General features: G+C 38.3%; 19 protein-coding genes. 3 read left to right on the top strand and 16 right to left on the bottom strand.

Features of this window, described 5'->3' with window-relative positions:
* Positions 1-7: 7 nt before the first annotated feature.
* The 7 genes from pnpS to AA0X95_RS09640 all read right to left on the bottom strand — a co-directional run bounded on the left by pnpS (position 8) and on the right by AA0X95_RS09640 (position 7,413).
* Entirely contained in the window at positions 8-1,426 is a 1,419-nt protein-coding gene (gene pnpS, locus AA0X95_RS09670) for a two-component system histidine kinase PnpS (protein WP_413308332.1), read from the bottom strand.
* A complete protein-coding gene (locus AA0X95_RS09665) occupies positions 1,423-2,142 on the bottom strand; it encodes a response regulator (protein WP_413308330.1) in 720 nt (239 codons plus the stop codon). Before AA0X95_RS09665 ends, pnpS begins: the two co-directional genes overlap by 4 nt.
* Positions 2,143-2,487: 345 nt before the next feature.
* Complete coding sequence (locus AA0X95_RS09660) at positions 2,488-2,964, bottom strand: MaoC/PaaZ C-terminal domain-containing protein (protein WP_413308328.1); 477 nt, start codon at positions 2,962-2,964, stop codon at positions 2,488-2,490.
* Between the two features lie 79 nt (positions 2,965-3,043).
* Entirely contained in the window at positions 3,044-3,982 is a 939-nt protein-coding gene (gene mdh, locus AA0X95_RS09655; RefSeq protein WP_413308326.1) for a malate dehydrogenase, read from the bottom strand.
* 93 nt (positions 3,983-4,075) lie between these two features.
* Positions 4,076-5,344 carry an NADP-dependent isocitrate dehydrogenase gene (gene icd / locus AA0X95_RS09650; RefSeq protein WP_413308324.1) on the bottom strand — a complete coding sequence of 423 codons (1,269 nt, stop codon included), beginning with the start codon at positions 5,342-5,344 and terminating at the stop codon, positions 4,076-4,078.
* Between the two features lie 138 nt (positions 5,345-5,482).
* The gene (gene citZ / locus AA0X95_RS09645; protein WP_413308322.1) at positions 5,483-6,601 is read right to left on the bottom strand and encodes a citrate synthase; all 1,119 of its coding nucleotides are present in this window, start codon (positions 6,599-6,601) and stop codon (positions 5,483-5,485) included.
* A 350-nt stretch (positions 6,602-6,951) separates the two neighbouring features.
* Positions 6,952-7,413, bottom strand: coding sequence for a DUF441 domain-containing protein (locus tag AA0X95_RS09640; protein ID WP_413308320.1), 462 nt, complete (start codon positions 7,411-7,413; stop codon positions 6,952-6,954).
* Positions 7,414-7,622: 209 nt separating this feature from the next.
* Here AA0X95_RS09640 and ytvI point away from each other — a divergent pair, with 209 nt between their 5' ends.
* Positions 7,623-8,738 carry a sporulation integral membrane protein YtvI gene (gene ytvI, locus AA0X95_RS09635; RefSeq protein WP_413308318.1) on the top strand — a complete coding sequence of 372 codons (1,116 nt, stop codon included), beginning with the start codon at positions 7,623-7,625 and terminating at the stop codon, positions 8,736-8,738.
* A 229-nt stretch (positions 8,739-8,967) separates the two neighbouring features.
* Here ytvI and AA0X95_RS09630 read toward each other — a convergent pair whose 3' ends face one another.
* The 8 genes from AA0X95_RS09630 to dnaE all read right to left on the bottom strand — a co-directional run bounded on the left by AA0X95_RS09630 (position 8,968) and on the right by dnaE (position 20,100).
* Positions 8,968-9,354 (bottom strand): FxsA family protein, encoded by a 387-nt coding sequence (locus AA0X95_RS09630; RefSeq protein WP_413308316.1) that lies wholly within the window; start codon positions 9,352-9,354, stop codon positions 8,968-8,970.
* 105 nt (positions 9,355-9,459) lie between these two features.
* Positions 9,460-11,223, bottom strand: coding sequence for a pyruvate kinase (pyk, locus tag AA0X95_RS09625; protein WP_413308314.1), 1,764 nt, complete (start codon positions 11,221-11,223; stop codon positions 9,460-9,462).
* Positions 11,224-11,264: 41 nt separating this feature from the next.
* On the bottom strand, positions 11,265-12,224 hold the full coding sequence (gene pfkA / locus AA0X95_RS09620) for a 6-phosphofructokinase (protein ID WP_413308312.1): 960 nt from the start codon (positions 12,222-12,224) through the stop codon (positions 11,265-11,267).
* A 474-nt stretch (positions 12,225-12,698) separates the two neighbouring features.
* Entirely contained in the window at positions 12,699-13,676 is a 978-nt protein-coding gene (gene accA / locus AA0X95_RS09615) for an acetyl-CoA carboxylase carboxyl transferase subunit alpha (protein WP_413308310.1), read from the bottom strand.
* Positions 13,670-14,548, bottom strand: coding sequence for an acetyl-CoA carboxylase, carboxyltransferase subunit beta (gene accD / locus AA0X95_RS09610; protein WP_413308308.1), 879 nt, complete (start codon positions 14,546-14,548; stop codon positions 13,670-13,672). Before accD ends, accA begins: the two co-directional genes overlap by 7 nt.
* A gap of 192 nt (positions 14,549-14,740) precedes the next feature.
* Positions 14,741-15,367 carry a FadR/GntR family transcriptional regulator gene (locus AA0X95_RS09605; RefSeq protein ID WP_413308306.1) on the bottom strand — a complete coding sequence of 209 codons (627 nt, stop codon included), beginning with the start codon at positions 15,365-15,367 and terminating at the stop codon, positions 14,741-14,743.
* A gap of 8 nt (positions 15,368-15,375) precedes the next feature.
* Positions 15,376-16,614: an NAD(P)-dependent malic enzyme gene (locus AA0X95_RS09600; RefSeq protein ID WP_413308304.1), complete on the bottom strand. Its 1,239-nt coding sequence runs from the start codon at positions 16,612-16,614 to the stop codon at positions 15,376-15,378.
* 123 nt (positions 16,615-16,737) lie between these two features.
* Positions 16,738-20,100, bottom strand: a complete 3,363-nt coding sequence (gene dnaE, locus AA0X95_RS09595) for a DNA polymerase III subunit alpha (RefSeq protein WP_413308302.1) — start codon at positions 20,098-20,100, stop codon at positions 16,738-16,740.
* A gap of 170 nt (positions 20,101-20,270) precedes the next feature.
* Between dnaE and AA0X95_RS09590 the strand changes: the two genes are divergently transcribed.
* Both AA0X95_RS09590 and ytrI read left to right on the top strand, forming a co-directional pair.
* Complete coding sequence (locus tag AA0X95_RS09590; RefSeq protein WP_308082916.1) at positions 20,271-20,609, top strand: YtrH family sporulation protein; 339 nt, start codon at positions 20,271-20,273, stop codon at positions 20,607-20,609.
* On the top strand, positions 20,606-21,106 hold the full coding sequence (gene ytrI, locus AA0X95_RS09585; protein WP_309860169.1) for a sporulation membrane protein YtrI: 501 nt from the start codon (positions 20,606-20,608) through the stop codon (positions 21,104-21,106). Before AA0X95_RS09590 ends, ytrI begins: the two co-directional genes overlap by 4 nt.
* A gap of 48 nt (positions 21,107-21,154) precedes the next feature.
* On the opposite strand, the gene AA0X95_RS09580 is transcribed toward ytrI, so the two are convergent.
* Positions 21,155-22,099, bottom strand: coding sequence for a DHH family phosphoesterase (locus AA0X95_RS09580; RefSeq protein ID WP_413308299.1), 945 nt, complete (start codon positions 22,097-22,099; stop codon positions 21,155-21,157).
* Between the last annotated feature and the right edge of the window lie 52 nt (positions 22,100-22,151).

Raw genomic sequence — 22,151 nt, 5'->3', positions numbered from 1 at the left:
TCCAAAATCATTTCAAATATTTTTGAAGCTCTAGGATAAATTCGCTGCCTTCCCCTAATTTGCTTCTAACACTGATCTGCCCATGATGAGCCTCCACTAAATGTTTAACAATCGCTAAACCTAGACCTGTTCCACCAGAGTTACGGCTTCTTGCACGATCCACCCGGTAAAAACGTTCAAAAATTCTTGGAATCTCTTCTTTTTTTATACCAACCCCAGAGTCCTTCACATGGATTCGGACTTTTTCATTGTGTTCTAAGAGGATGATTTTCACATCGCCTCCAGGAGGTGTATAGGAAATGGCATTACCGATTAAATTAATACACACTTGTTTTAATCGATCTACATCACCAATGATTTGTACCTTTTCCTGCTTATAATAAAATTCAAGGCGTATGTTCTTAGCTTCTGCCTTTCCACTTAAAAGAGTTATTACCTCTTCCAGCAACAGCTTTAAATCTACTTCTTTTAAGATAAGTTGGAATCCTTGCTGCTCAATTTTCGAAAGCTCCAATAGGTCCTGAATCAGGGATTGGAGACGATCACTTTCTTTTAAGATAATGGATAAAAAAGATTCTAACGTTTCTTTATTATTCATCGCACCATCTAAAAGGGTTTCAGTAAATCCCTTAATAGACGTAACAGGCGTTTTTAATTCATGAGATACATTTGCCACGAAATCCTTGCGAATTTGTTCCAGCTTTTTTATTTCCGTAATATCGTGAAAAACAAGTAATACCCCTTTCCAAACATTGTTTTTCCCAATAATAGGCACACCATAAACCATAAAAAATTTTCTTTCTATCAATAATGGAATAGATAATTGCTTACTTACCTTCTGCTCGGTTCGAAACACTTCGGCTACCAATTGGCATATTTCTTCAGAATCAACTACTTCATAATAAAGTTTATTTAAGTAATTAGTAGGATCCATTTGAAATATTTCCACAAAGCCTTTGTTTATGAGACTGATATATCCTCGGCTATCAATTAATACTAACCCCGAGCCCATATTTTCTATCAACGCACCTAAGCGATCCTGCTGCATTTCTTGTGACTTGGCTAATTCCTGCAGATTTTCAGCCAGCATGTTAATAGAAGATCCCAACATACCTGTACCATCTAGCATATCTACTGAAGTCCTGGCACGGTAATTGCCGTTTGCCAATTGAATGGCAACATCAGTTGCTGCTTCTATTTGCTTAGAATACCTCGAAGTAGTTCTAATGCAAAAGAAACTGATGACAATTAAGACTATCACAAGAATAAGGAAGAGTATGAGTAATATTTCAATTTTATATTGACCCTTCAGTAATTCAAAAACCTCATTTCTAAATAAATGGGTCAACCATATTCCAATCGCAATCAACACTGTAATAATAGTGGAAACTAGTGCAATTAACAGCCTTGTACGAGATTTTTTCATTCTTTTTTTGGTCCCTCCAGCTTATAACCTAGACCACGAAGTGTCTTAATATAAACAGGCCTCTTCGTTTCTTCTTCAATTTTTTCCCTAAGGTGAGAGATATGTACATCAACTATTCTAGTATCGCCAGCAAACTCATAATTCCAAACAGCACTTAATAACTGATCCCTTGTTAGTACCCGACCTTTATTCTGTGCCAAATAAAGAAGTAATTCAAACTCTTTTAAGGTTAATTCAAGGAGTTCCTCTTGAAAATAAGCTTCATATTTCTCAGGATAAATTTTTAACTTACCAATTTGAATTAGCTCATCGTTATTCTTTTCTGCTTCGTCTGGAACCTCAGTTTGAATCTGTGTTCTTCTTAATATGGCTTTCACACGAGCAATTACTTCTCTTGGGCTAAATGGTTTGACCATATAGTCGTCTGCACCGAGCTCTAAACCAATTATTTTATCTAATTCATCATCTTTCGCTGTTAACATAAGAATAGGAATCATGATATTCTTTTGACGGAGCTGTTTGCATACTTCCATTCCATCTAATTTTGGCAGCATTAAATCTAACACGATAATATCAGGCGATTCTGTTTCTGCTATTTCCTTCCCCTCTTGGCCATCCATAGCTGTTAAAACCTCAAAGCCCGCCTGTTCTAAATTATATTGGAGTAATGTCACAATCGATTGTTCATCATCTACAACAAGTACTTTGTTTTTCATAATATCCCCCGCTATATCAAGATACCTTCATTATAATAATAAAGAACAGGTATTTCCTAGAGATACATCTTCTTCATTTATTATCTTTACAAAAAATTAACAAAGTATATATGTATCTTTTATAAAAAAAGCAAAAAGGAATGCTAAACACATTCCTTTTCATACGTATATTAAGGCTCTTTTAACCTTGTCTGTTGATTTCCGATCCAGGCGCTTCGCTTTCCGCGGGCGGTCGGGGAGCCTCCTCGTCGCTTTGCTCCTGCGGGGTCTCCCCTGATACGCTTTTCCCGCAGGAGTCTTCGCGCCTTCCGCTCCAATCAACAATGTTTTATAAAATAGCCTTTATTAGAAATTCTCTAAAGCTTTTCCGTGTATATCTTCTAACCGATGTGGAGGGCAGACTTTAACTTTTCCCTGAATTACTGTCTCATTTTTTTCATTGGTTCCCACTACACTGATTAAGATCGTATGTTCTTTCCTTTTTACATCAATCACTTCAAATAGGCATTCGACTGTTCCATAATGATAGACAGGCTTTGGAAAGTCAAGTTCTTGACTTAAAATATGACTTCCTGGGCCGGGCAAATATTTTGAGATAGCCGAAGTGATTACGCCTGTTAACATGATGTTAGGTACAATCGGTTTTTCAAATGGAGTTTGTGATGCATAATCATGCTGTATGTATAAAGGGTTTGCGTCATCAGTTAATCCTAAATATAGAAGGATATCCTTGTCTTCAATTTTTTCTGTTAATGCTAGTTTTTCACCAACTGTTATTTCTTCAATCTTTCGGCCTAACTTTCTTTTCTTCCCTAAAAGCACCCATCGCACCTCCGTTGTAAACGATTTCACATAGATATAGAGAAAATTCGGGGCATGCACCCCGAATTTATTCTTTCTATTATACTAATACATTCATTACATTACGAACTGATTCAGCGGACTTATCTAATGCTGCTTTTTCCTCAGCAGTAAGGTCAAGTTCGATCACCTTTTCAATACCATTTGCACCGAGGATAGTTGGAACGCCTAGGTAAATGCCTTCGTAACCAAACTCGCCTTCAAGGTAAGCAATAGAAGGTAATACACGACGTTGATCCTTAAGAATTGCTTCACACATTTCAACGAGTGAGGCAGCTGGAGCATAGTATGCACTTCCGTTTCCAAGCAGGTTAACGATTTCACCGCCGCCTTTTCTAGTGCGCTCCACAATGGCTTCTAAACGATCTTTAGGAATTAATGTTTCTAATGGAATACCACCAGCATAAGAATAACGAACGAGTGGAACCATGTCATCTCCGTGGCCGCCTAAAACAAATCCAGTGACATCTTTTACAGAAAGATTTAATTCTTGAGCAACAAACGTACGGAAACGAGCAGTATCAAGGACTCCTGATTGACCGATTACACGGTTTTTAGGGAAACCAGATTCTTTGAATACTGTGTATGTCATGGCATCTACTGGGTTAGTTAAGACAAGAATAGTACAGTTTGGAGAATATTTCACAATCTCCTGCGTTACACTTTTCATTACTTTTTGGTTTGTTTGCACTAAATCGTCACGGCTCATGCCTGGTTTACGTGCAATACCCGCAGTAATAACTACAATATCAGAATCGCGTGTGTCTTCGTAATTAGATGTACCAGTAATGTTTGAGTCGAACCCTTGAACAGGGCTTGCTTCAAGCATATCTAATGCTTTACCTTTAGTTGGGTTCTCCATTTGAGGAATATCAACTAAAACTACATCACCAAGTTCTTTTTGTGCAAGTAAAAATGATGTAGTCGCGCCTGTGAATCCGCCGCCAATTACTGAAACCTTTTTACGTTTTAATGACATGTGACTCTCCCCTTTTATGTAGGATTATTTAATTTAAAGGGCTGTAAAATACAGCCCCTGCAACTATTCTTGTTTATGCCTATTCCAGTTAGCTTATTCCATATTTTTAATTAATTCATCACCGAATTCAGATGTTTTAACTTCAGTTGCACCTTCCATTAAACGTGCGAAGTCATACGTTACAACTTTAGACGCTATGGTTTTTTCAACTGATTTAATTACCATATCAGCTGCTTCGTTCCAGCCTAAGTGCTCAAGCATTAATACACCTGATAAAATGACTGATGAAGGATTTACTTTATCAAGACCAGCGTACTTAGGAGCAGTACCATGTGTTGCTTCAAAGATAGCATGTCCTGTTTCATAGTTGATGTTTGCTCCTGGAGCAATACCAATTCCACCAACCTGTGCTGCAAGTGCATCAGAAATGAAGTCACCGTTTAAGTTCATTGTAGCAACTACATCGAACTCACGTGGGCGTGTAAGGATTTGTTGCAAGAAGATATCAGCAATAGCATCTTTTACAATGATCTTGCCTGCAGCTTCTGCATCGGATTGTGCCTTGTTTGCAGCTTCTCCACCTTGCTCAGCCTTAATGCGGTCATATTGAGCCCATGTAAAGACTTTATCACCAAATTCTTTTTCTGCAAGCTCATAACCCCAGTTTTTAAACGCGCCTTCAGTAAATTTCATGATATTTCCTTTATGCACGAGTGTAACCGATTTGCGGCCCTCTTTAATTGCATAATTAATAGCTGCACGTACTAGACGAGTTGTCCCTTCTTCAGACACAGGTTTAATACCGATACCTGAAGTTTCAGGGAATCTGATTTTATTTACTCCCATTTCATTTTGAAGGAAGTCGATTACTTTTTTAACCGCTTCAGAACCTTTTTCATACTCGATTCCTGCATAAATATCTTCAGTATTTTCACGGAAGATTACCATATCTGTATCTTGTGGACGCTTGACTGGTGAAGGAACACCTTCAAACCATCTTACTGGACGTAAGCATACAAAAAGGTCTAACTCTTGGCGTAAAGCAACGTTCAAGGAACGGATCCCACCGCCAACAGGAGTTGTTAATGGACCTTTGATAGCAATTAAGTATTCATTGATTACATCTAGTGTTTCTGATGGAAGCCATTCACCTGTTTGGTTGAAAGCTTTTTCTCCAGCTAGAACTTCTTTCCATACTAATTTACGCTCGCCTTTATAAGCCTTTTCAACTGCTGCATTTAATACTCGCTCTGAAGCAGCCCAAATATCTGGTCCGATACCGTCCCCTTCAATAAATGGGATAATTGGATTATTTGGTACATTTAATACACCATTTGTAACAGTAATTTTTTCGCCTTGCATAGTTGTTCTCCCTCCTAGTTATGTAAAAAACTTTGAACTTTGTTCGTTCACGATGCTGAATCAAAGGTTAGAGAGTTTACCTCTAACCTTTGATTCATTCTATCATATTGAATCAATTTTTTGAAAAAAAGTAAAATATTAAACTCTTTGGTCGACTGGTACATATTTTTGCATTCCAGGTCCAGTATATTCTGCTCTTGGACGGATTAAACGATTGTTTTCATATTGTTCTAAAATATGAGCTAACCAGCCTGAAACACGGCTTACAGCGAAGATTGGCGTCATTAAATCGTGGTCAATTCCTAAGCTGTGATAAACAGAAGCAGAATAGAAATCAACGTTTGGTGGAAGCTTCTTCTCACCCGTTACGATTCCTTCAATTTTAACAGACATATCATACCAGTGCGGCTCACCAGTAAGTTCTGTTAATTTCTTAGACATTTCTTTTAAGTGCTTCGCACGTGGATCACCTTGACGGTATACTCTGTGTCCAAAGCCCATAATTTTCTCTTTCTTTTCAAGTTTACCGCGAACATATGGCTCAACATTTTCAATTGTGCCAATTTCCGTAAGCATCTTCATTACTGCTTCATTTGCACCACCGTGTAAAGGCCCTTTAAGTGCACCAATTGCAGCCGTTACTCCAGAGTAAACATCAGAAAGTGTAGCTACACAAACACGTGCTGTAAATGTAGAAGCATTCAACTCATGGTCCGCATGTAAGACAAGCGCTTTATCAATTGCTTCAACAGCAATTGGCTCAGGTACTTTCCCAGATAACATGTAAAGGAAGTTCGCTGCGAAGCTTAGATCCTGTCTTGGAGCAATTGGATCAAGACCCTTTCTAACTCGGGCAAAAGTAGTAACAATTGCTGGCATTTTTGCCTGCAGTCGTACTGCTTTACGATAATTGGCTTCAGAATCCATTAAATCTGCTTCTTCATCATATAAACCTAACAAGGAAACTGCTGAACGAAGCGCTGCCATAGGATGTACTTTATTAATAGGGTACATTTTAAAATGCTCAAGCACTTCCTGTGGAAGCGCAGCATTTTCTGCAAGCTGCTGTTTTAGTTCTGCTAATTGTTCAGCATTGGGCAGTTGGCGGTGCCATAATAAATAAATGACTTCCTCAAAGCTTGCGTTTTTTGCTAAATCATCGATGTCATAGCCAACATATGTTAGCGTGTCATCAATAATAGAGCTGATGGAAGAAGTTGTTGCCACTACCCCTTCAAGACCGCGTGTTACTGTCATAATAAATCTCTCCTCACATTCTTAATATCCCCATTGAAAAACAAACACAGAGAAATAAAACCCCTTTACTGATTAACTCGGATGTAATAAATGACAAATGGTATTATCTGAGTATAATACTCTACCTATTGCTTCATTCGTAAAAAATGACTGAGCGATTGCTCGGGATAGTCACAAAAAGATGTATGCCCTTTCAATCACAATAAAAAAACTATTTTACAAGTAATTCAGCATATATATATGGTTTATGTAGAAAAGGATACGCTTACAAGCCTATTATAAACAATTATCAGATTTTTGTGAATGAAAAGGCGTCGAAAAATCGAAAAAAATATTATTCCAAAAAAAATCTAGCTAAAAAAACTAAAAACTTTCATCGCTGCATAGGCAATACCTGCACCAATTAACGGACCTACCGCTACCCCTTTGAAAAGAGATACAGATAGTATGGTTCCCAATACTAGTGCAGTTGTAATTTGTGGGTCATCAGCTAGTAATTTTACTCCACCTTTTGCGAGTAATGCCACAGCCATTCCCGAAATGAGTGCAATCCAAGCATAAGAGGACTTAAATGCACCGGTTAAATCCTTAAAACCTATGTCTCCACTTGCAATGGGTGCTAGTACAGCAACCGTAATAATCGTCACTCCCCAGTTGATTCCTTTAGACTGCAAAAAGGAAAAGGACTTGGCGTCTAGTCCGCCGGCTTTTAATATAAGTAATATCCCAACAGCCACGATTAACGAGCTATTCTTAGCAATAAATCCAATGATTAGAAGCAATAAAAGAAAAAGCAACGACTCACTAACCATTTGTTCACCATCCTTTATCCAAATTATCGTACCATAATAACTTCATGGAGTAAAAATGGGGGATAAATTCTGTATCAATATCTGAAACCTTTCCTATTTTAATTCCGTAGTAATGTATTACACAGTCTATGCATTTTTGGAAAATTATGCAGTTTTATTCATAAAATGTTAAACTTATACTATAAATTATATTTTAAGGAGGGTTGTCTTTGAATTCAAAGTACATAAATCGGTCAATTAGATTTCTTCTTGTCATTGGAGCCGTTGTTTTGGCCCTGTACTCTTTTTTTTATTTATCAAAAGTCACGTATCCATTTTTAATTGCTCTTGCAATCGCCTTTTTAATTAACCCCCTCGTCAATTTTTTCGAACGCAAAGCAAAAATGCCTCGATCGCTTGCGGTCTTAATTGCACTCATTATTATCTTTGCTTTTTTTGCAGGTTTAGTCACACTTTTAGTAGCTGAAATCGTTTCTGGGGCAGCTTATTTAGCTAAAGTCGTTCCTGAACACCTTGATACATTAATAGAATATATTGAGAATTACTTTACTGGTCAGATTATTCCTCTTTATAATCAGTTAACAAGTGTATTCAATAAGCTCGATGCTGGTCAACAGGATACGATCATTGGAAACATTCAAAATGTTGGTCAAAAGATCGGAACAACCGTTGGATCGTTTATACAAGGTTTGTTCGGAAATATTCCAAATATCTTATCATGGTTTCCTAACGCAGCCACTGTCCTTATTTTCTCATTATTAGCTACATTCTTTATCAGCAAGGACTGGTATCGATTATCCTTACTGGGTGGAAGGATTTTACCTGAAAAAGCAAAATCAAGCGGGCAAAAGGTGTTTATTGACTTAAAAAAGGCTTTATTTGGTTTTATTAAAGCACAGTTAACACTGATTTCTATTACTACCGTTATCATTCTAATTGGCTTGCTTATCCTAAGGGTTGATTATGCCATAACCATAGCGCTGTTAACAGGAATTGTCGATATCATCCCTTACCTTGGAACTGGAGCAGTTTTCGTACCTTGGATCATTTACTCTGCTATTTCAGGGAATATGGGCCTTGCTATCGGTTTAGGTGTACTTTATATCATTGTCCTTGTTCAAAGGCAGATAATGGAACCGAAAATCCTCTCTTCTAGTATCGGTCTAGACCCATTAGCCACATTAATCGCCTTATTTGTTGGATTTAAAACCATAGGCTTTTTAGGCTTAATTGTCGGTCCTGTTACTTTAGTTATAATCAGCACGCTTTACAGAGCAAATGTCTTTCATGATCTATGGACATTCATTAAAGGAAAAGAAGCATAATAAAGGTCAGATAAATAATCAAAAATGCCTTGGCACAATGTTAATTGGAGCGGAAGGCGCGAAGACTCCTGCGGGAGTACGGGGCAGGGGAGACCCCGCAGGAGCGAAGCGACGAGGAGGCTCCCCGGCACGCCCGCGGAAAGCGAAGCGCCTGGAGCGGAAATCAACAGACTTGTTTAACAGATATTAATAAAAATACGTCAGCCTGTTTGTAGCAGCTGACGTTTTTCTATTTTATGATTTTTATGTTTCCTTTATCAATTCTACTTCTCCACATTTTTTTAATTAGATATTTAAATGGCCTTCTGGTTACTGGAAATAGTAATAGAAATCCAGTTATATCAGTTACGAAACCTGGAGTAATCAAAAGAGTTCCACCAATGATTATACAAATACCGTCCAAAACCGCTTCACTAGGAATCTCCCCATACCGGAGCTGCTCTCCAGCCCTACGGATGGTCTGAAGCCCCTCTCTTTTTGCCAAATAGGCCCCAATAACTCCCGTTAAAATAATGATGGCTATAGTTGGCCATACACCTATCGTTTTTCCTGACAAGAGTAAAATTCCAATATCGACAGCGGGAATCACAATAATCAATAAAAATAAATACCGCATGTTTTGTCCCCTTCCAATCGGCTTGTTTCCATTATATTACGATTGGTGACGAAATAGTTTTATTATGTAGAAAAAGAAGGGTTTCCCCTTCTTTTCTTTTTTTTCCTATAGGACACTAGCGTGGCCGTTGTAAATAACACCTCTCGATGAATCAACAGTGATTTCTTGACCTTCTTTAAATAATTCTAATGCATTGTCGACTCCAACAATGACAGGAATTCCAAGGTTTAGACCTACTACAGCCGCATGGCTTGTTAATCCGCCTTCTTGTGTGATAAGAGCAGCACATTTTTCTAGTGCAGGAACCATATCACGATCGGTACCCAGGGTCACAAGAATAGAACCTTGCTTTACCTTATCTAGGGCTTCCTTGGCATCATGAGCAAGTACTACTTTTCCGAATGCAGACTTACGACCAATTCCTTGTGCCTTAGCAATAATATCGCCTACAACATGAATCTTCATCAAATTCGTTGTACCAGCTTCACCTACAGGAACCCCTGCAGTAATAACTACTAAATCACCGTGTTTTACGATACCACTGCTTAAACTTTCTTGAACAGAAATTTCAAGCATTTCGTCGGTAGTTGAGCACATGGACGTGATACGTGAATAGACACCCCATACAAGGGATAATTGTCGAGAAACCTTGTCATTTGCTGCAACAGCTACGATTGGTGCCTTCGGACGATACTTAGAAATCATTCTAGCAGTATGACCGCTTTCTGTTGGCGTAATGATGGCATTAACTTCTAAATTTAAAGCCGTATGGGCAACAGACTGACCAATCGCATCTGTAAGATTATGACCAGTGTCTTTGCTTCGAGTAGATAAAATTTCTTTATGATCTAATGCCTGTTCTGCTCGAGAAGCAATATTGTGCATGGTTTGGACCGCTTCAACTGGATATATTCCAGCTGCTGTTTCACCTGAAAGCATAATGGCATCCGTGCCATCAAAAATAGCATTGGCTACGTCACTAGCTTCTGCACGCGTAGGTCTAGGATTACGTTGCATAGAATCAAGCATTTGGGTTGCAGTAATAACTGGTTTACCAAGGGCATTACATTTCTTAATTAACATTTTTTGAACAAGAGGAACCTCTTCAGCAGGAATTTCCACACCAAGGTCACCACGTGCAACCATCAAGCCATCAGAAATCTCAAGGATTTCATCGATGTTATCAACGCCTTCTTGATTTTCAATTTTAGGGATAATATGGATATGTGTTGCTTTGTTTTCCTCTAAAAGTTGACGGATTTCTAAGACATCTTTCGCACGGCGGACGAAGGAAGCAGCGATGAAATCAATTCCTTGTTCTATACCGAACAGTATATCTTTTGTATCCTTCTCCGTGATTCCTGGAAGGTTTACTGACACACCAGGAACATTTACACCTTTTTTATTTTTTAATGTACCGCTGTTTAAAATCTTTGTATGGATTTCATTTGCGGCTTTATTCACTTCCATTACTTCAAGACCGATTAAGCCGTCATCTAAGAGAATCTTTGAACCAACATGTACATCTTCAATTAAACCTTGATATGTAACAGAGAACTTTTCAGTTGTTCCTTCGACTTCTGTCATTGAAACAATCACATTTTCTCCTGCCTTAAGCTCAATTGCACCGTTTACCATATTGTTTGTGCGGATTTCCGGACCTTTTGTATCAAGTAGAATCGCTACTGTTTTACCAGTTGCTTTTGCTGCTTCACGAATATTTCTGATTCGAGCACCATGCTCTTCAAAATCACCGTGAGAAAAGTTCAAACGAGCAACGTTCATCCCCGAATTTATTAATTGAGTTAACTTTTCAACACTTTCACTAGCAGGACCAATCGTACAAACGATTTTTGTTTTTCGTAGCATGCTTTATTTCCTCCCATTTTAGAAAAGACAAACGCTATTCTTTAAATTGATAATTCCTTTGACAATTTGAAAAGTTCAAGATCCAATGTATGTTTTCTTCCTAAAGCTTCAATGATGTCATAATCAACAAGTTGATTCTTTTCAATACCTACTGCACGGCCGCCTTTTCCTTCGATTAAAAGTTCTACTGCCCTTGCACCTAAGCGGCTGGCAAGTACTCGGTCAGCTGCAGTTGGAGAACCCCCACGCTGGATATGGCCTAACACTGAAACTCTAGTATCAAAGCTAGTTGCTTCTGACAGCTGCTTAGCGAATTCAACTCCACTGCAGACTCCTTCAGCCACAATAATGATACTATGCTTTTTACCACGCTCTTGCCCTTTGCGAAGTCTTTCGGCAATTTCATTCATATCATAGTTTTCTTCAGGAATTAAGATGGTTTCTGCTCCACCAGCTAGACCCGCCCATAAAGCAATATCGCCCGCATCGCGTCCCATTACTTCAATTACAAACGTTCTTTCATGGGAGGTAGCTGTATCACGAATTTTATCTACTGCATCAATTACTGTATTTAACGCGGTATCAAAGCCTATTGTAAGCTCTGTACCTGGAATATCGTTATCAATCGTGCCAGGTACACCGACACAAGGAAAGCCTTGTTCTGTTAATGCTTTTGCTCCACGATAGGAACCATCCCCACCGATAACGACAAGCCCTTCAATTCCATGAGCTTTCATTTGGTCTATTCCTTGCTGCTGTCCTTCTTTTGTTTTAAATTCTAAACAGCGAGCTGAATGCAACATGGTACCGCCACGGTGAATGATATCACCAACTGAACCTAGCTCAAGCTTTTTTATATTACCAGAAATTAATCCTGCATAACCGCCATAAATACCGTAAACCTCTACATTATGATAAATTGCTTTTCGCACAACGGCACGAATGGCCGGATTCATCCCTGGCGAATCTCCACCGCTCGTTAGTACTCCAATTCTTTTCACACCTATCACCTCAATCAATGATTAAGAAACCCTCTGTATACGAATGTTAATAACAATAGATTATATCAGGATGTACTTCCTTTATTATTAACATAAAACCTACGAATATTTATAAAATAACACGAAGAAATCACCTTAACAACCGATTCATATTAGTAATTATAATAGACGGAATAATTAGTGAACTGAAAGCGTTTTATTTGCAATTGAAAGCGTCATCATTAACTTTTCATAGAAATTTCCTTGAACATTATGTGAACGGAACAAAATGCGGAAGCGCCTCGTTCAGCTCCGACAGGCAAATGTTCTTCGGCGGGAAAAGTCCGCCTTTTGACTTTTCTTGCCGAAGGTTATTTGCCCCGAGGGGCTAGGCGCTGGAGCTAGATTCGGACAACTAGTTCAGTTATCCACACTCGGACCTATTTACAATTTCCTAAACAACGAAAAAATCGTGCCCCTAGGAGCACGATTTTTTTATTTAGCACCAATGTAATCATTAACTATTGTGTATTCGCCAATTGTCCTAAAGCGGTTATATCGATCTGCAATTAATTCATCCTCTGATAGCTTAAGAAGTTGTTTAAGCGACGACACCAGACATTTTTCAATTTCTTTTGATTGCTGTTTAACATCCTTATGTGCCCCGCCTTTAATTTCAGGGATAATTTCATCGATTACTCCCAGTTCTTTCAAATCGGGAGCAGTGATTTTCATTGTTTCCGCAGCATTTTTAGCTAAGGATGCATCCTTCCATAGAATAGCTGCCGCTCCTTCCGGGGAAATAACCGAGTAGGTAGAGTTTTCCAGCATGTGGATTCGGTTACCCACTCCAAGTGCAAGAGCACCACCACTTCCGCCTTCTCCAATAACAATACAAATCACAGGAACGCGAAGGCCCGCCATTTCAAATAAATTTCGTGCAATGGCTTCACTCTGGCCTCTTTCTTCGGCAGCCTTACCTGGATATGCTCCCTTCGTATCAATAAAACAGATAATTGGCCGGTTAAATTTATCAGCCTGCTTCATGAGACGAAGTGCTTTTCGATATCCTTCAGGGTGCGGCATTCCAAAGTTTCTGCGGATATTTTCTTTCGTGTCTTTTCCTCGTTGGTGACCAATAACCGTTACGGGCAATCCCTTAAACTTGGCAACTCCTCCTACGATGGCTTCGTCATCTGCAAAGGTCCGATCGCCATGTAACTCAAAGAAATCCTCAAAAAGATAAGAAATATAATCAAGCGTTGTGGGTCTATTTGGATGACGGGCAATCTGTACACGATCCCATGGTTTAATATTTTCATATATATCCTGCTCCAACTTTTCAAGTCGAGCTTCTAACTTAATAATTTCCGAACTTAGATCGACATCTGCTGTTTTAGTGAACTCTTTTAGTTCGGTAATTTTTCTTCTTAACTCCACTATTGGACGTTCAAATTCTAATTCGCCTACCATTTGAGCTCACCTCCAGGTTGATGAATTTCTAATATGTTTGTGATCTTCTCTACTAAGTCCTCACGTGAAATAATCGCATCTAGCTGCCCGTGCTTTAATAGGAACTCCGCTGTTTGAAAATCTTCAGGTAATTCTTCTCTTATGGATTGTTCAATTACGCGTCGTCCTGCAAAGGCAATGAGTGCTCCTGGTTCAGCAAAATTAAAATCACCTAATGAAGCAAAACTCGCTGATACCCCGCCAGTCGTAGGATGTGTCATGATAGATATAATTAGACCACCATTTTCACTAAACCTCTTTAACGCGACACTTGTTTTTGCCATTTGCATTAAACTCAATGCACCCTCCTGCATTCTGGCACCACCAGAAGCGGTAAAAATAATAAAAGGCAGGGATAGTTCGTCGGCTTTTTCAATTGCACGGGTGATTTTTTCACCCACGACAGAACCCATACTTCCCATGCGGAAAGAGGCATCCATTATTGCCAATACAATTTTATGGCCATTTACGGTTCCTACACCTGTTACAACAGCCTCATTCAACTTACTTTTTTGTCGGTCTTTTTCTAGCTTCTCCAGATAATCCGGAAAACCAAGTGGGTTCTCAGAGATCATGTCCTCATTAATTTCTTCAAAGCTTCCTTCATCTAAAAAGCTGTTAATCCGCTCAGATGAGTTCATTTGAAAATGAAAACCACAATGTAAACAAACTTTAAAGTTTTTTACTAATTCCTTTGTGTACATGATTTTTTTACATGAAGTACACTTTGTCATAATCCCTTCAGGTACGTCATTTTTAGCTGTTTCTGTTGGAATTGTTGCATATTTCTTCTTCTTCGTGTGATTTTTTGAAAAAAGATCTTTAAGCGCCAAAATGAAACCTCCCTTGTGAAAGCTCCTGCCATTTAGCAAGATTCTCCATCTAATTCTATCTAGAAGTCTTTCTATCCTACATCAACTTCATACCTATCCGTCATAAGTGGTCAGACCACCATCCGGTAAAAAATACCCTTGATAAGAGGGCCTGTATCATTTCACTATAAAATAAATAGAATTCAAAATCTGTTAGTTTTTGTCGTTAAAACATGACAAATTTCGAAGCTCATAATAAGCAGCAACTGTTTTTGATTCATCTTTTGTAGCTAATGCTTCAAGTATTAGTAAATAGTTTTCTTTCTTATAATCCCTGTGTGGAAAATCTAAAGAATAATAATATTCCTTTAATATTCCCCACAATCTTAAAAATAGATGGTTATCAGCCATCTCTATGATTTGATAAAAAAATTCATCATCTTGTACACAATCTGATTTATTTACCCATTCTTTCATATGATCAATCGTTAGATTGTCCATTCGCTGGATAGCTAGTCGGAGACAGTCCATCTCAATATAATTTTTTGTCTCATACACATCTCGTATTGCTTTTTCATCCTGCAGAATGAATGTGCTGAGGAGCTGTACTAGCTGATGTCCGCGAAAATCTCGAATAAAAGTCCCTTCACCTCTACGTGTTTCAATTAATCCAAGTAATTCCAATGCTCGTAAGGCTTCTCGAACGGAAGAGCGCCCGAAATTCAGGCGCTCAGACAATTCACGTTCAGAAGGAATTTTATCTCCGGTTTTTAGACCATCCATTGTAATCATTTCTCGAAGTTGCTTTACAATCTCTATATATACTTTTGTATTTGTCACTTACTTAATCACTCACTTTTACCAATAATAGCGAGCCTCTGTGTTTTTTCTTTTACATCCTCTGGGTCAACCTTTAGGCGGGCAACACCTGTTTCCATTGCCGCTTTCGCTACCGCAGCTGCTACATCAGGGGCAACTCTTGGGTCGAAAGGTGCTGGAATCACATAGTCTGCATTGAGCTCGTCCTCATTGATTAAGTTCGCAATCGCTTCAACAGCCGCCACTTTCATTTTTTCGTTAATATGTGTAGCACGAACATCAAGTGCACCACGGAAAATGCCAGGAAAGGCAAGAACATTGTTTACTTGGTTTGGAAAATCAGAACGGCCTGTCCCAACTACCTTTGCTCCAGCCTCTTTTGCTTCTTCCGGCATGATTTCAGGGACTGGATTAGCCATGGCAAAAATAATGGAATCAGGATTCATTGATGCAACCATTTCCTTCGTTAAAGCACCCGCCACAGATACACCAATAAAAACATCTGCGCCTTTAATAACATCCGCAAGACTGCCCGATAAGCTATCACGATTGGTATACTTTGCTACTTCTGCTTTAACTGCATTCATTCCCTGTGGGCGACCTTCATAAATGGCTCCCTTTGTATCACACATAATAATGTCTCGTACACCATAGCTATATAGTAATTTAATAATCGCAATTCCTGCAGCACCTGCACCGTTTGCGACTACTTTAATTTCAGTCATCTTCTTGCCAACTAATTTTAATGCATTAACGAGGCCGGCCACAGTAACAATGGCTGTTCCATGCTGATCGTCATGAAAAATTGGGATATTTGTTTCTTTTTTTAGTCTTTCTTCAATAACAAAACAATTTGGAGCAGCGATATCTTCAAGATTTACGCCCCCGAAGGTTGGTTCAAGAAGCTTGACCGTTTCAACAATCTTATCTACATCAGTCGTGTTTAAACAGATTGGAAATGCATCTACACCAGCAAAGCTTTTAAATAATACGGCTTTCCCTTCCATAACCGGCAGGGCTGCTTCTGGTCCAATATTGCCTAGACCTAATACTGCTGTACCATCGGAAACAACAGCCACCATGTTTCCTTTCATTGTATACTCGTAAACCATCTCTGGCTTTTCATATATATCTTTACATGGCTCTGCCACACCTGGAGAATATGCCAAACTTAAATCCTGAGCATTCCGCACAGGAACTTTTGATTTTGACTCTAATTTTCCTTTATTAATGCGATGCATGTGTAATGCTTCTTCACGTAAAGTCAAAATATGTCACCCCTTAAAATGATTACAATAGATAAATAAGTTCATTAAAATTAAGTTCATCAATAGTGGTCAGACCACACTTGTCTCATTATCACTATAACATATCTGCCATAGTTGTAAAGATTAAACTCTCAGCACCACATTTTTTTCCCCAAGGATCATTCTTAATTTTTGCTGTAATTCCGGGGTTGGTTGAACCTGATTTTCAGCGCCTAATTTAACGGTTTTTCGAGTCGCTTCATCATGTAAAATAACGGATGCGTCCCCTTTGTATTCCGTCAAAAGCTGTTTTATCTTATTTAGAATGTTCTCATCTTGCAATTCTGTAGAAATTTTCAAATATAATATTGGTTGTTTTAGAGACTGTGTTTGTAGCCATTGTTCTAGATCAAACACTTGTTGAATTATAAATTGCAACTTTCCTTCTCGATCCTCTATTTTACCTTCTATTAATACGAAATTCCCTTGTCCTAAATAGGCTTGGTACTTTTTATATACATTTGGAAATGCCACTGCTTCCATTTCTCCGCTTCCATCGCTCACAGTTAAAAAGGCCATCGAATCTCCTTTTTTCGTCCGGATTGCCTTCATTGCTGAAATATACACACCCGATGAAACCCTTTTATCATCATTTCTTAAATTAAATAACACCGTGGCTCCTCGTCTTTTAAGCTCTTTTTCATAAATCGAGATAGGATGATCAGAAAGGTAAAAACCCAGTGCCTCTTTCTCAAAAACCAGTTTGTGCTCAAGACTGATAGGATCGACTTGAACATATTTTGGCTTAAGCATAAATTCATCTTCAAACAAGTCAAATTGGCTTGAATCATCAGGTTTAAAAATTTGTGCATGCTCGATTGCAACATCTAAACTAGCGAGAAGAACTGCACGGTCCTCACCAAACTCATCAAAACAGCCTGAGTGAACAAGATACTCTAGTGTTTTTCGATTAATGGCCTTCGAAGAAACTCGGATGCAAAAATCAAAGAGGTCATCAAATTTTTTCTGCTTCCTTGCTTGAAAGATTTCCTTTAAGGCAGCAGCCCCTACGCCTTTAATAGCTGCCAGGCTGTAACGAATTCCCGCTTTCTCTACTTGGAAGGAGAATACACTATAATTAATGGATGGAGGCAAAATGGTCATTTCCTTTTGTTTTGTTTCCATAATGTATTGAGCTATTTTTGTTTCGTTACCAATAACAGAGGTAAGCAGACCTGCCATAAAAAACATAGGATAGTTGGCTTTTAAATAGGCCAACTGATAGGCAATCATACTGTAGGCAACCGCATGGCTTCTGTTAAATCCATAATTGGCAAAGCGCACAATCAAATCGTAAATCTCATTTGCTAGGGACTGGTTATATCCCTTTTGAAGTGCTCCTTGAACAAAATGATTTCTCTCTTTGTCTAGCACCTCTTTTTGCTTTTTCCCAACCGCTCTTCTTAAAAGATCTGCTTCCCCTAGAGAGAACCCTGCCATTGTGGAGGCAATCTGCATGATTTGTTCTTGGTACACAATAACACCATAAGTATTCTCAAGAATCGGCTTCAAATTTGGGTGGGGGTATTCCACGGTTTTAACGCCATGTTTCCGTTCAATAAATAGCGGGATATTTTCCATTGGACCAGGTCGGTATAATGCATTAACCGCAACAATATCTTCAAACCTGGAAGGCTTTAGACGAGTTAATACCTTCCTCATCCCTTCTGATTCTAGTTGGAAAATTCCTGTTGTCTCACCCCTAGCTAATAATTGAAAGGTCTCGGGGTCATTTAGAGGAATGGAACCTATATCGATTCGCCGTTTGGTGCTGCGATAAATTGAAGTCAAAATTGATTCAATTAAAGATAAATTTCGCAAACCAAGAAAATCCATCTTAAGCAGGCCGATTTCCTCAAGGTATTCCATCGAGTATTGTGTTAAATAAACATCAGACGATCCTTGTTGAATAGGAATCAATTCTATTAGGGGTTTCTCGCTAATGACCACACCTGCCGCATGTGTGGATGTGTGGCGTGGAAGCCCCTCAAGCTTCACAGCAACATGAAAAAGCTTTTGGTTCATTGGACTTTCATTGACAAATCTTCTAAACGGTTCAGATTCTTTATAGGTAGATTGTAAGTCTATTCCTAATCGGGACGGAACAAATCTTGATAACTGCTCTAATTCTTTCGAATTTAATCCAAAAACTCTTCCTACATCTCGAAGCGCTGCTTTGGCAGCGAGCGTTCCAAAGGTAACAATCTGAGCAACATGCAGCTTTCCATATTTCTCGGCAACATATTCAATGACCTCTTCACGACGATGATCAGGAAAATCGATATCAATATCGGGCATAGAAATGCGTTCAGGATTTAAAAATCGTTCAAAAAGAAGCTGATGTTCAATTGGATTCACATCGGTAATGTACAAAACATAAGCAACAAGTGAACCGGCAGCTGATCCCCTTCCTGGTCCTGTTAAAATTCCATTTTCCCGTGCATACCTCATAAAATCCCAAACAATTAAAAAGTAATTGCTAAAATTCATCCGTTTAATAACAGAAAGTTCATAGGATAGCCGTTCAAAATAATCCTTTTCAAGTGAAGAGACCCGCTCACTTAATCCCTGCTTACATAACATTTCTAAATATTCATCTGCAGGCGTATTGTTTTCGGTTGGAAATGAAGGTAAGTAGGTTTTGTTTAGTTCAATGTTTACATTACACCGATTGGCAATGTGCAGTGTATTCTCCAAAGCATCAGGTATCTCAGAAAAGGTATTTACCATTTCCGCTGCCGTTTTCAAAAAATATTGGTCACCATTTAATTTTTCTCGATGATCGTCCTGTAGCTTATCTCCATTTTTAATAGCTAACAGGCATTCATGGGCAAACATATCTTCTCTTTCTAAGTAATGTACTTGATTGGTAGCAACGAGAGGAATATTTAACTCGTTACTTATTTGTCTCAATTGGTTGTTAACTACAGCTTCTTGCTCTAACTCATGATTCTGGATGGAGAGAAAAAAGTTCCCGTTACCGAAAATAGCAGCTAATTTTTTAGTTAGATTCCTAGCTGATTCAACGTTGCCATGAATGATTGATTGTTCAATTTCACCCTCTGTTCCAGGTGTTAAGGCAATAATCCCTTCCGCATAATGTTTTAACCATTTTTGTGGGATCCCGTGATTTGATTTTGTTTGAACAGCACTGGATATTTTCAACAGATTTTTAAAGCCTATTTCATTTTCTGCAAGTAAAACGAGAGGATAGGATTCGTTCGCAGTAATTTCACTTTCCACATCTACAGTTAATCCCAATATTGGTTTTATATTTTTCTTCTTACACAATTTATAAAACTCAATTGCACCGTACATCACATTTCTGTCGGTTAAAGCAAGCGCAGTAAACCCATTTTTTTGTGCAGTATTAATTAACTCTGGGACAGAGGCTGTACTCGTCAACAAACTATAGGCACTATATACATGAAGGTGAATAAAAGACATAATGCTACACCGTTCCTTAACTTAATCTATTAATTATTATAAAACTTAATCTCAAAAAAAGAAAATATGTTCTCATTCTTAACATTAAAGTAATCAAAAAACATAAATGTACATACATGTCCATATAAATGATATATGAGTCTTTATAATGTTAAGAGGCGGTTGAAGGGATGAAAGAAATTGGTTTTTTTCCTACATTTATAGAAAGCTACTTTATTGCTTTAGGAGTTGTACTTGGGGGGTCACTTATTGGCGGAATTGCTTCTTTTTTAACGGGACAACCTCCTCTGACAACCGTCTATCGCTTATCTGCAGCACTCAGAATTTGGGCAATCGTAGCAGCAATAGGAGGTACATTCGATACGGTTTATACCTTTGAACGGGGCTTATTTAATGCAGATACTAAAGATATTTTTAAACAATTTTTATTAATACTTTCCGCATTAGGCGGCGCACAAACAGGTGCCCTAATCATCAATTGGTTAACACAGGAGCATATTTCATCATGAGGATTCCACCCTATTATCGAAGACCCTCCTGGCAGCGTTTTTTTGCAGGTGCCGCAGTAGGCGGTGCAATAAGCTGGTGTATCTTTCTATATATTTACGGGGTATGGCAGGAAGAAAACACAGAATTATTACGGATACAGCAACAGAAGATTATTGATCTAAACGAAGAAAAAAAAATTTGGCAGGAAGAATATAAGGAAATGAATAAGCGGAATATCGAACAGCTGACAGTCCAAAAAATAAATATAAAGATTACAAACTGGGAAAAATATAAGCTAGATTTACTCAGTGTTTCAGAGACAGAAGACTCCGTAAAAGATGATATCAGTATGATGCTTGCAAAGGATCTAGATACTGTCTATAAAAGTAAGGATCTCCTGAAAAAAATAATTGAAAATAAACCAATTAAAATCAATGATAAACGATACAAACTTAAAGTGAAAGAAATGGTAATTTACACCAACTTATCTATACAACTTGAGATTCAATTTGAGTAAGATTAAGGCTGACCCTTTTTAGGTCAGCCCTTCTTTTTAGCATTCATCCTATTTTGTATAATTCCGGCAAACCTCATCTAGTTCTTTTAAAACATGATCTACTTCATCCCAGGAATAAATGGAAGCTCCTGATGCAAGAGGGTGCCCTCCACCATTAAACTTCCTAGCTACACCATTGATAACTGGTCCCTTTGAACGAAGACGAACCCTAATTTGGTCTTCCTCTTCAATAAAAAAGACCCATGCTTTAATTCCTTTTACATTTCCTAAAATCCCCACTAGTAATGAAGCCTCTGCTGGTCTTGCTCCATATTCCTTTAACAATTCCTTCGTAAGCATAACGGATGCGACTCCGTTTTCCTGAAGTTCAAAGTTCTGAAGGATATAGCCGTTTAACTTGATGATATGTGCATCCAACTCATACATCTTATCGAATACTTCCGTACGGGAGAAATGATAATGGATTAGTTCTCCTGCATAAGCAAAGGTTTTCTCTGTAGTGCTCGGAAAAAGAAATCTTCCTGTATCACCGACAATACCAGCGAATAGCAGTCTTGCTGCTTCATCATTCATCTTTAACCCTTTTTCTTTACCGGTTAAATAAAACTCATAAATCATCTCACTGCAGGAACTGGCACTTGTGTCTACCCATAATAAATCACCATATGGATCTTCATTTGGATGATGATCAATTTTTATAAGCTTATCACCTAATTTGTATCGGTCATCACAAATTCTTGCTGCATTTGCTGTATCACAAACAATGACTAAGGCACCCTTGTATAGCTCATCCTCAATCACATCCAGTCTGCGCATAAAATGAAGAGTTGGTTCCTCTTGGCCCACTGCGTAAATCTTTTTATCTGGATAAGACTCTTGTAAAATAGCTACCAGTCCACCCTGTGAACCATAGGCATCCGGGTCAGGTCGGACATGTCGATGAACAATGATGGTTTCATATTGTTCTATTGTCTCTAGAATTTGCTTAATCATAAACATTACTCCTTAGAACCAATCATGGCATTTTTATAAAAAAAAAGGTAAA

It is taken from the genome of Neobacillus phoenicis (genome assembly GCF_047302305.1).
Taxonomy (GTDB): domain Bacteria; phylum Bacillota; class Bacilli; order Bacillales; family Cytobacillaceae; genus Neobacillus.
This window is presented reverse-complemented; position numbering and strand designations above follow the sequence as displayed.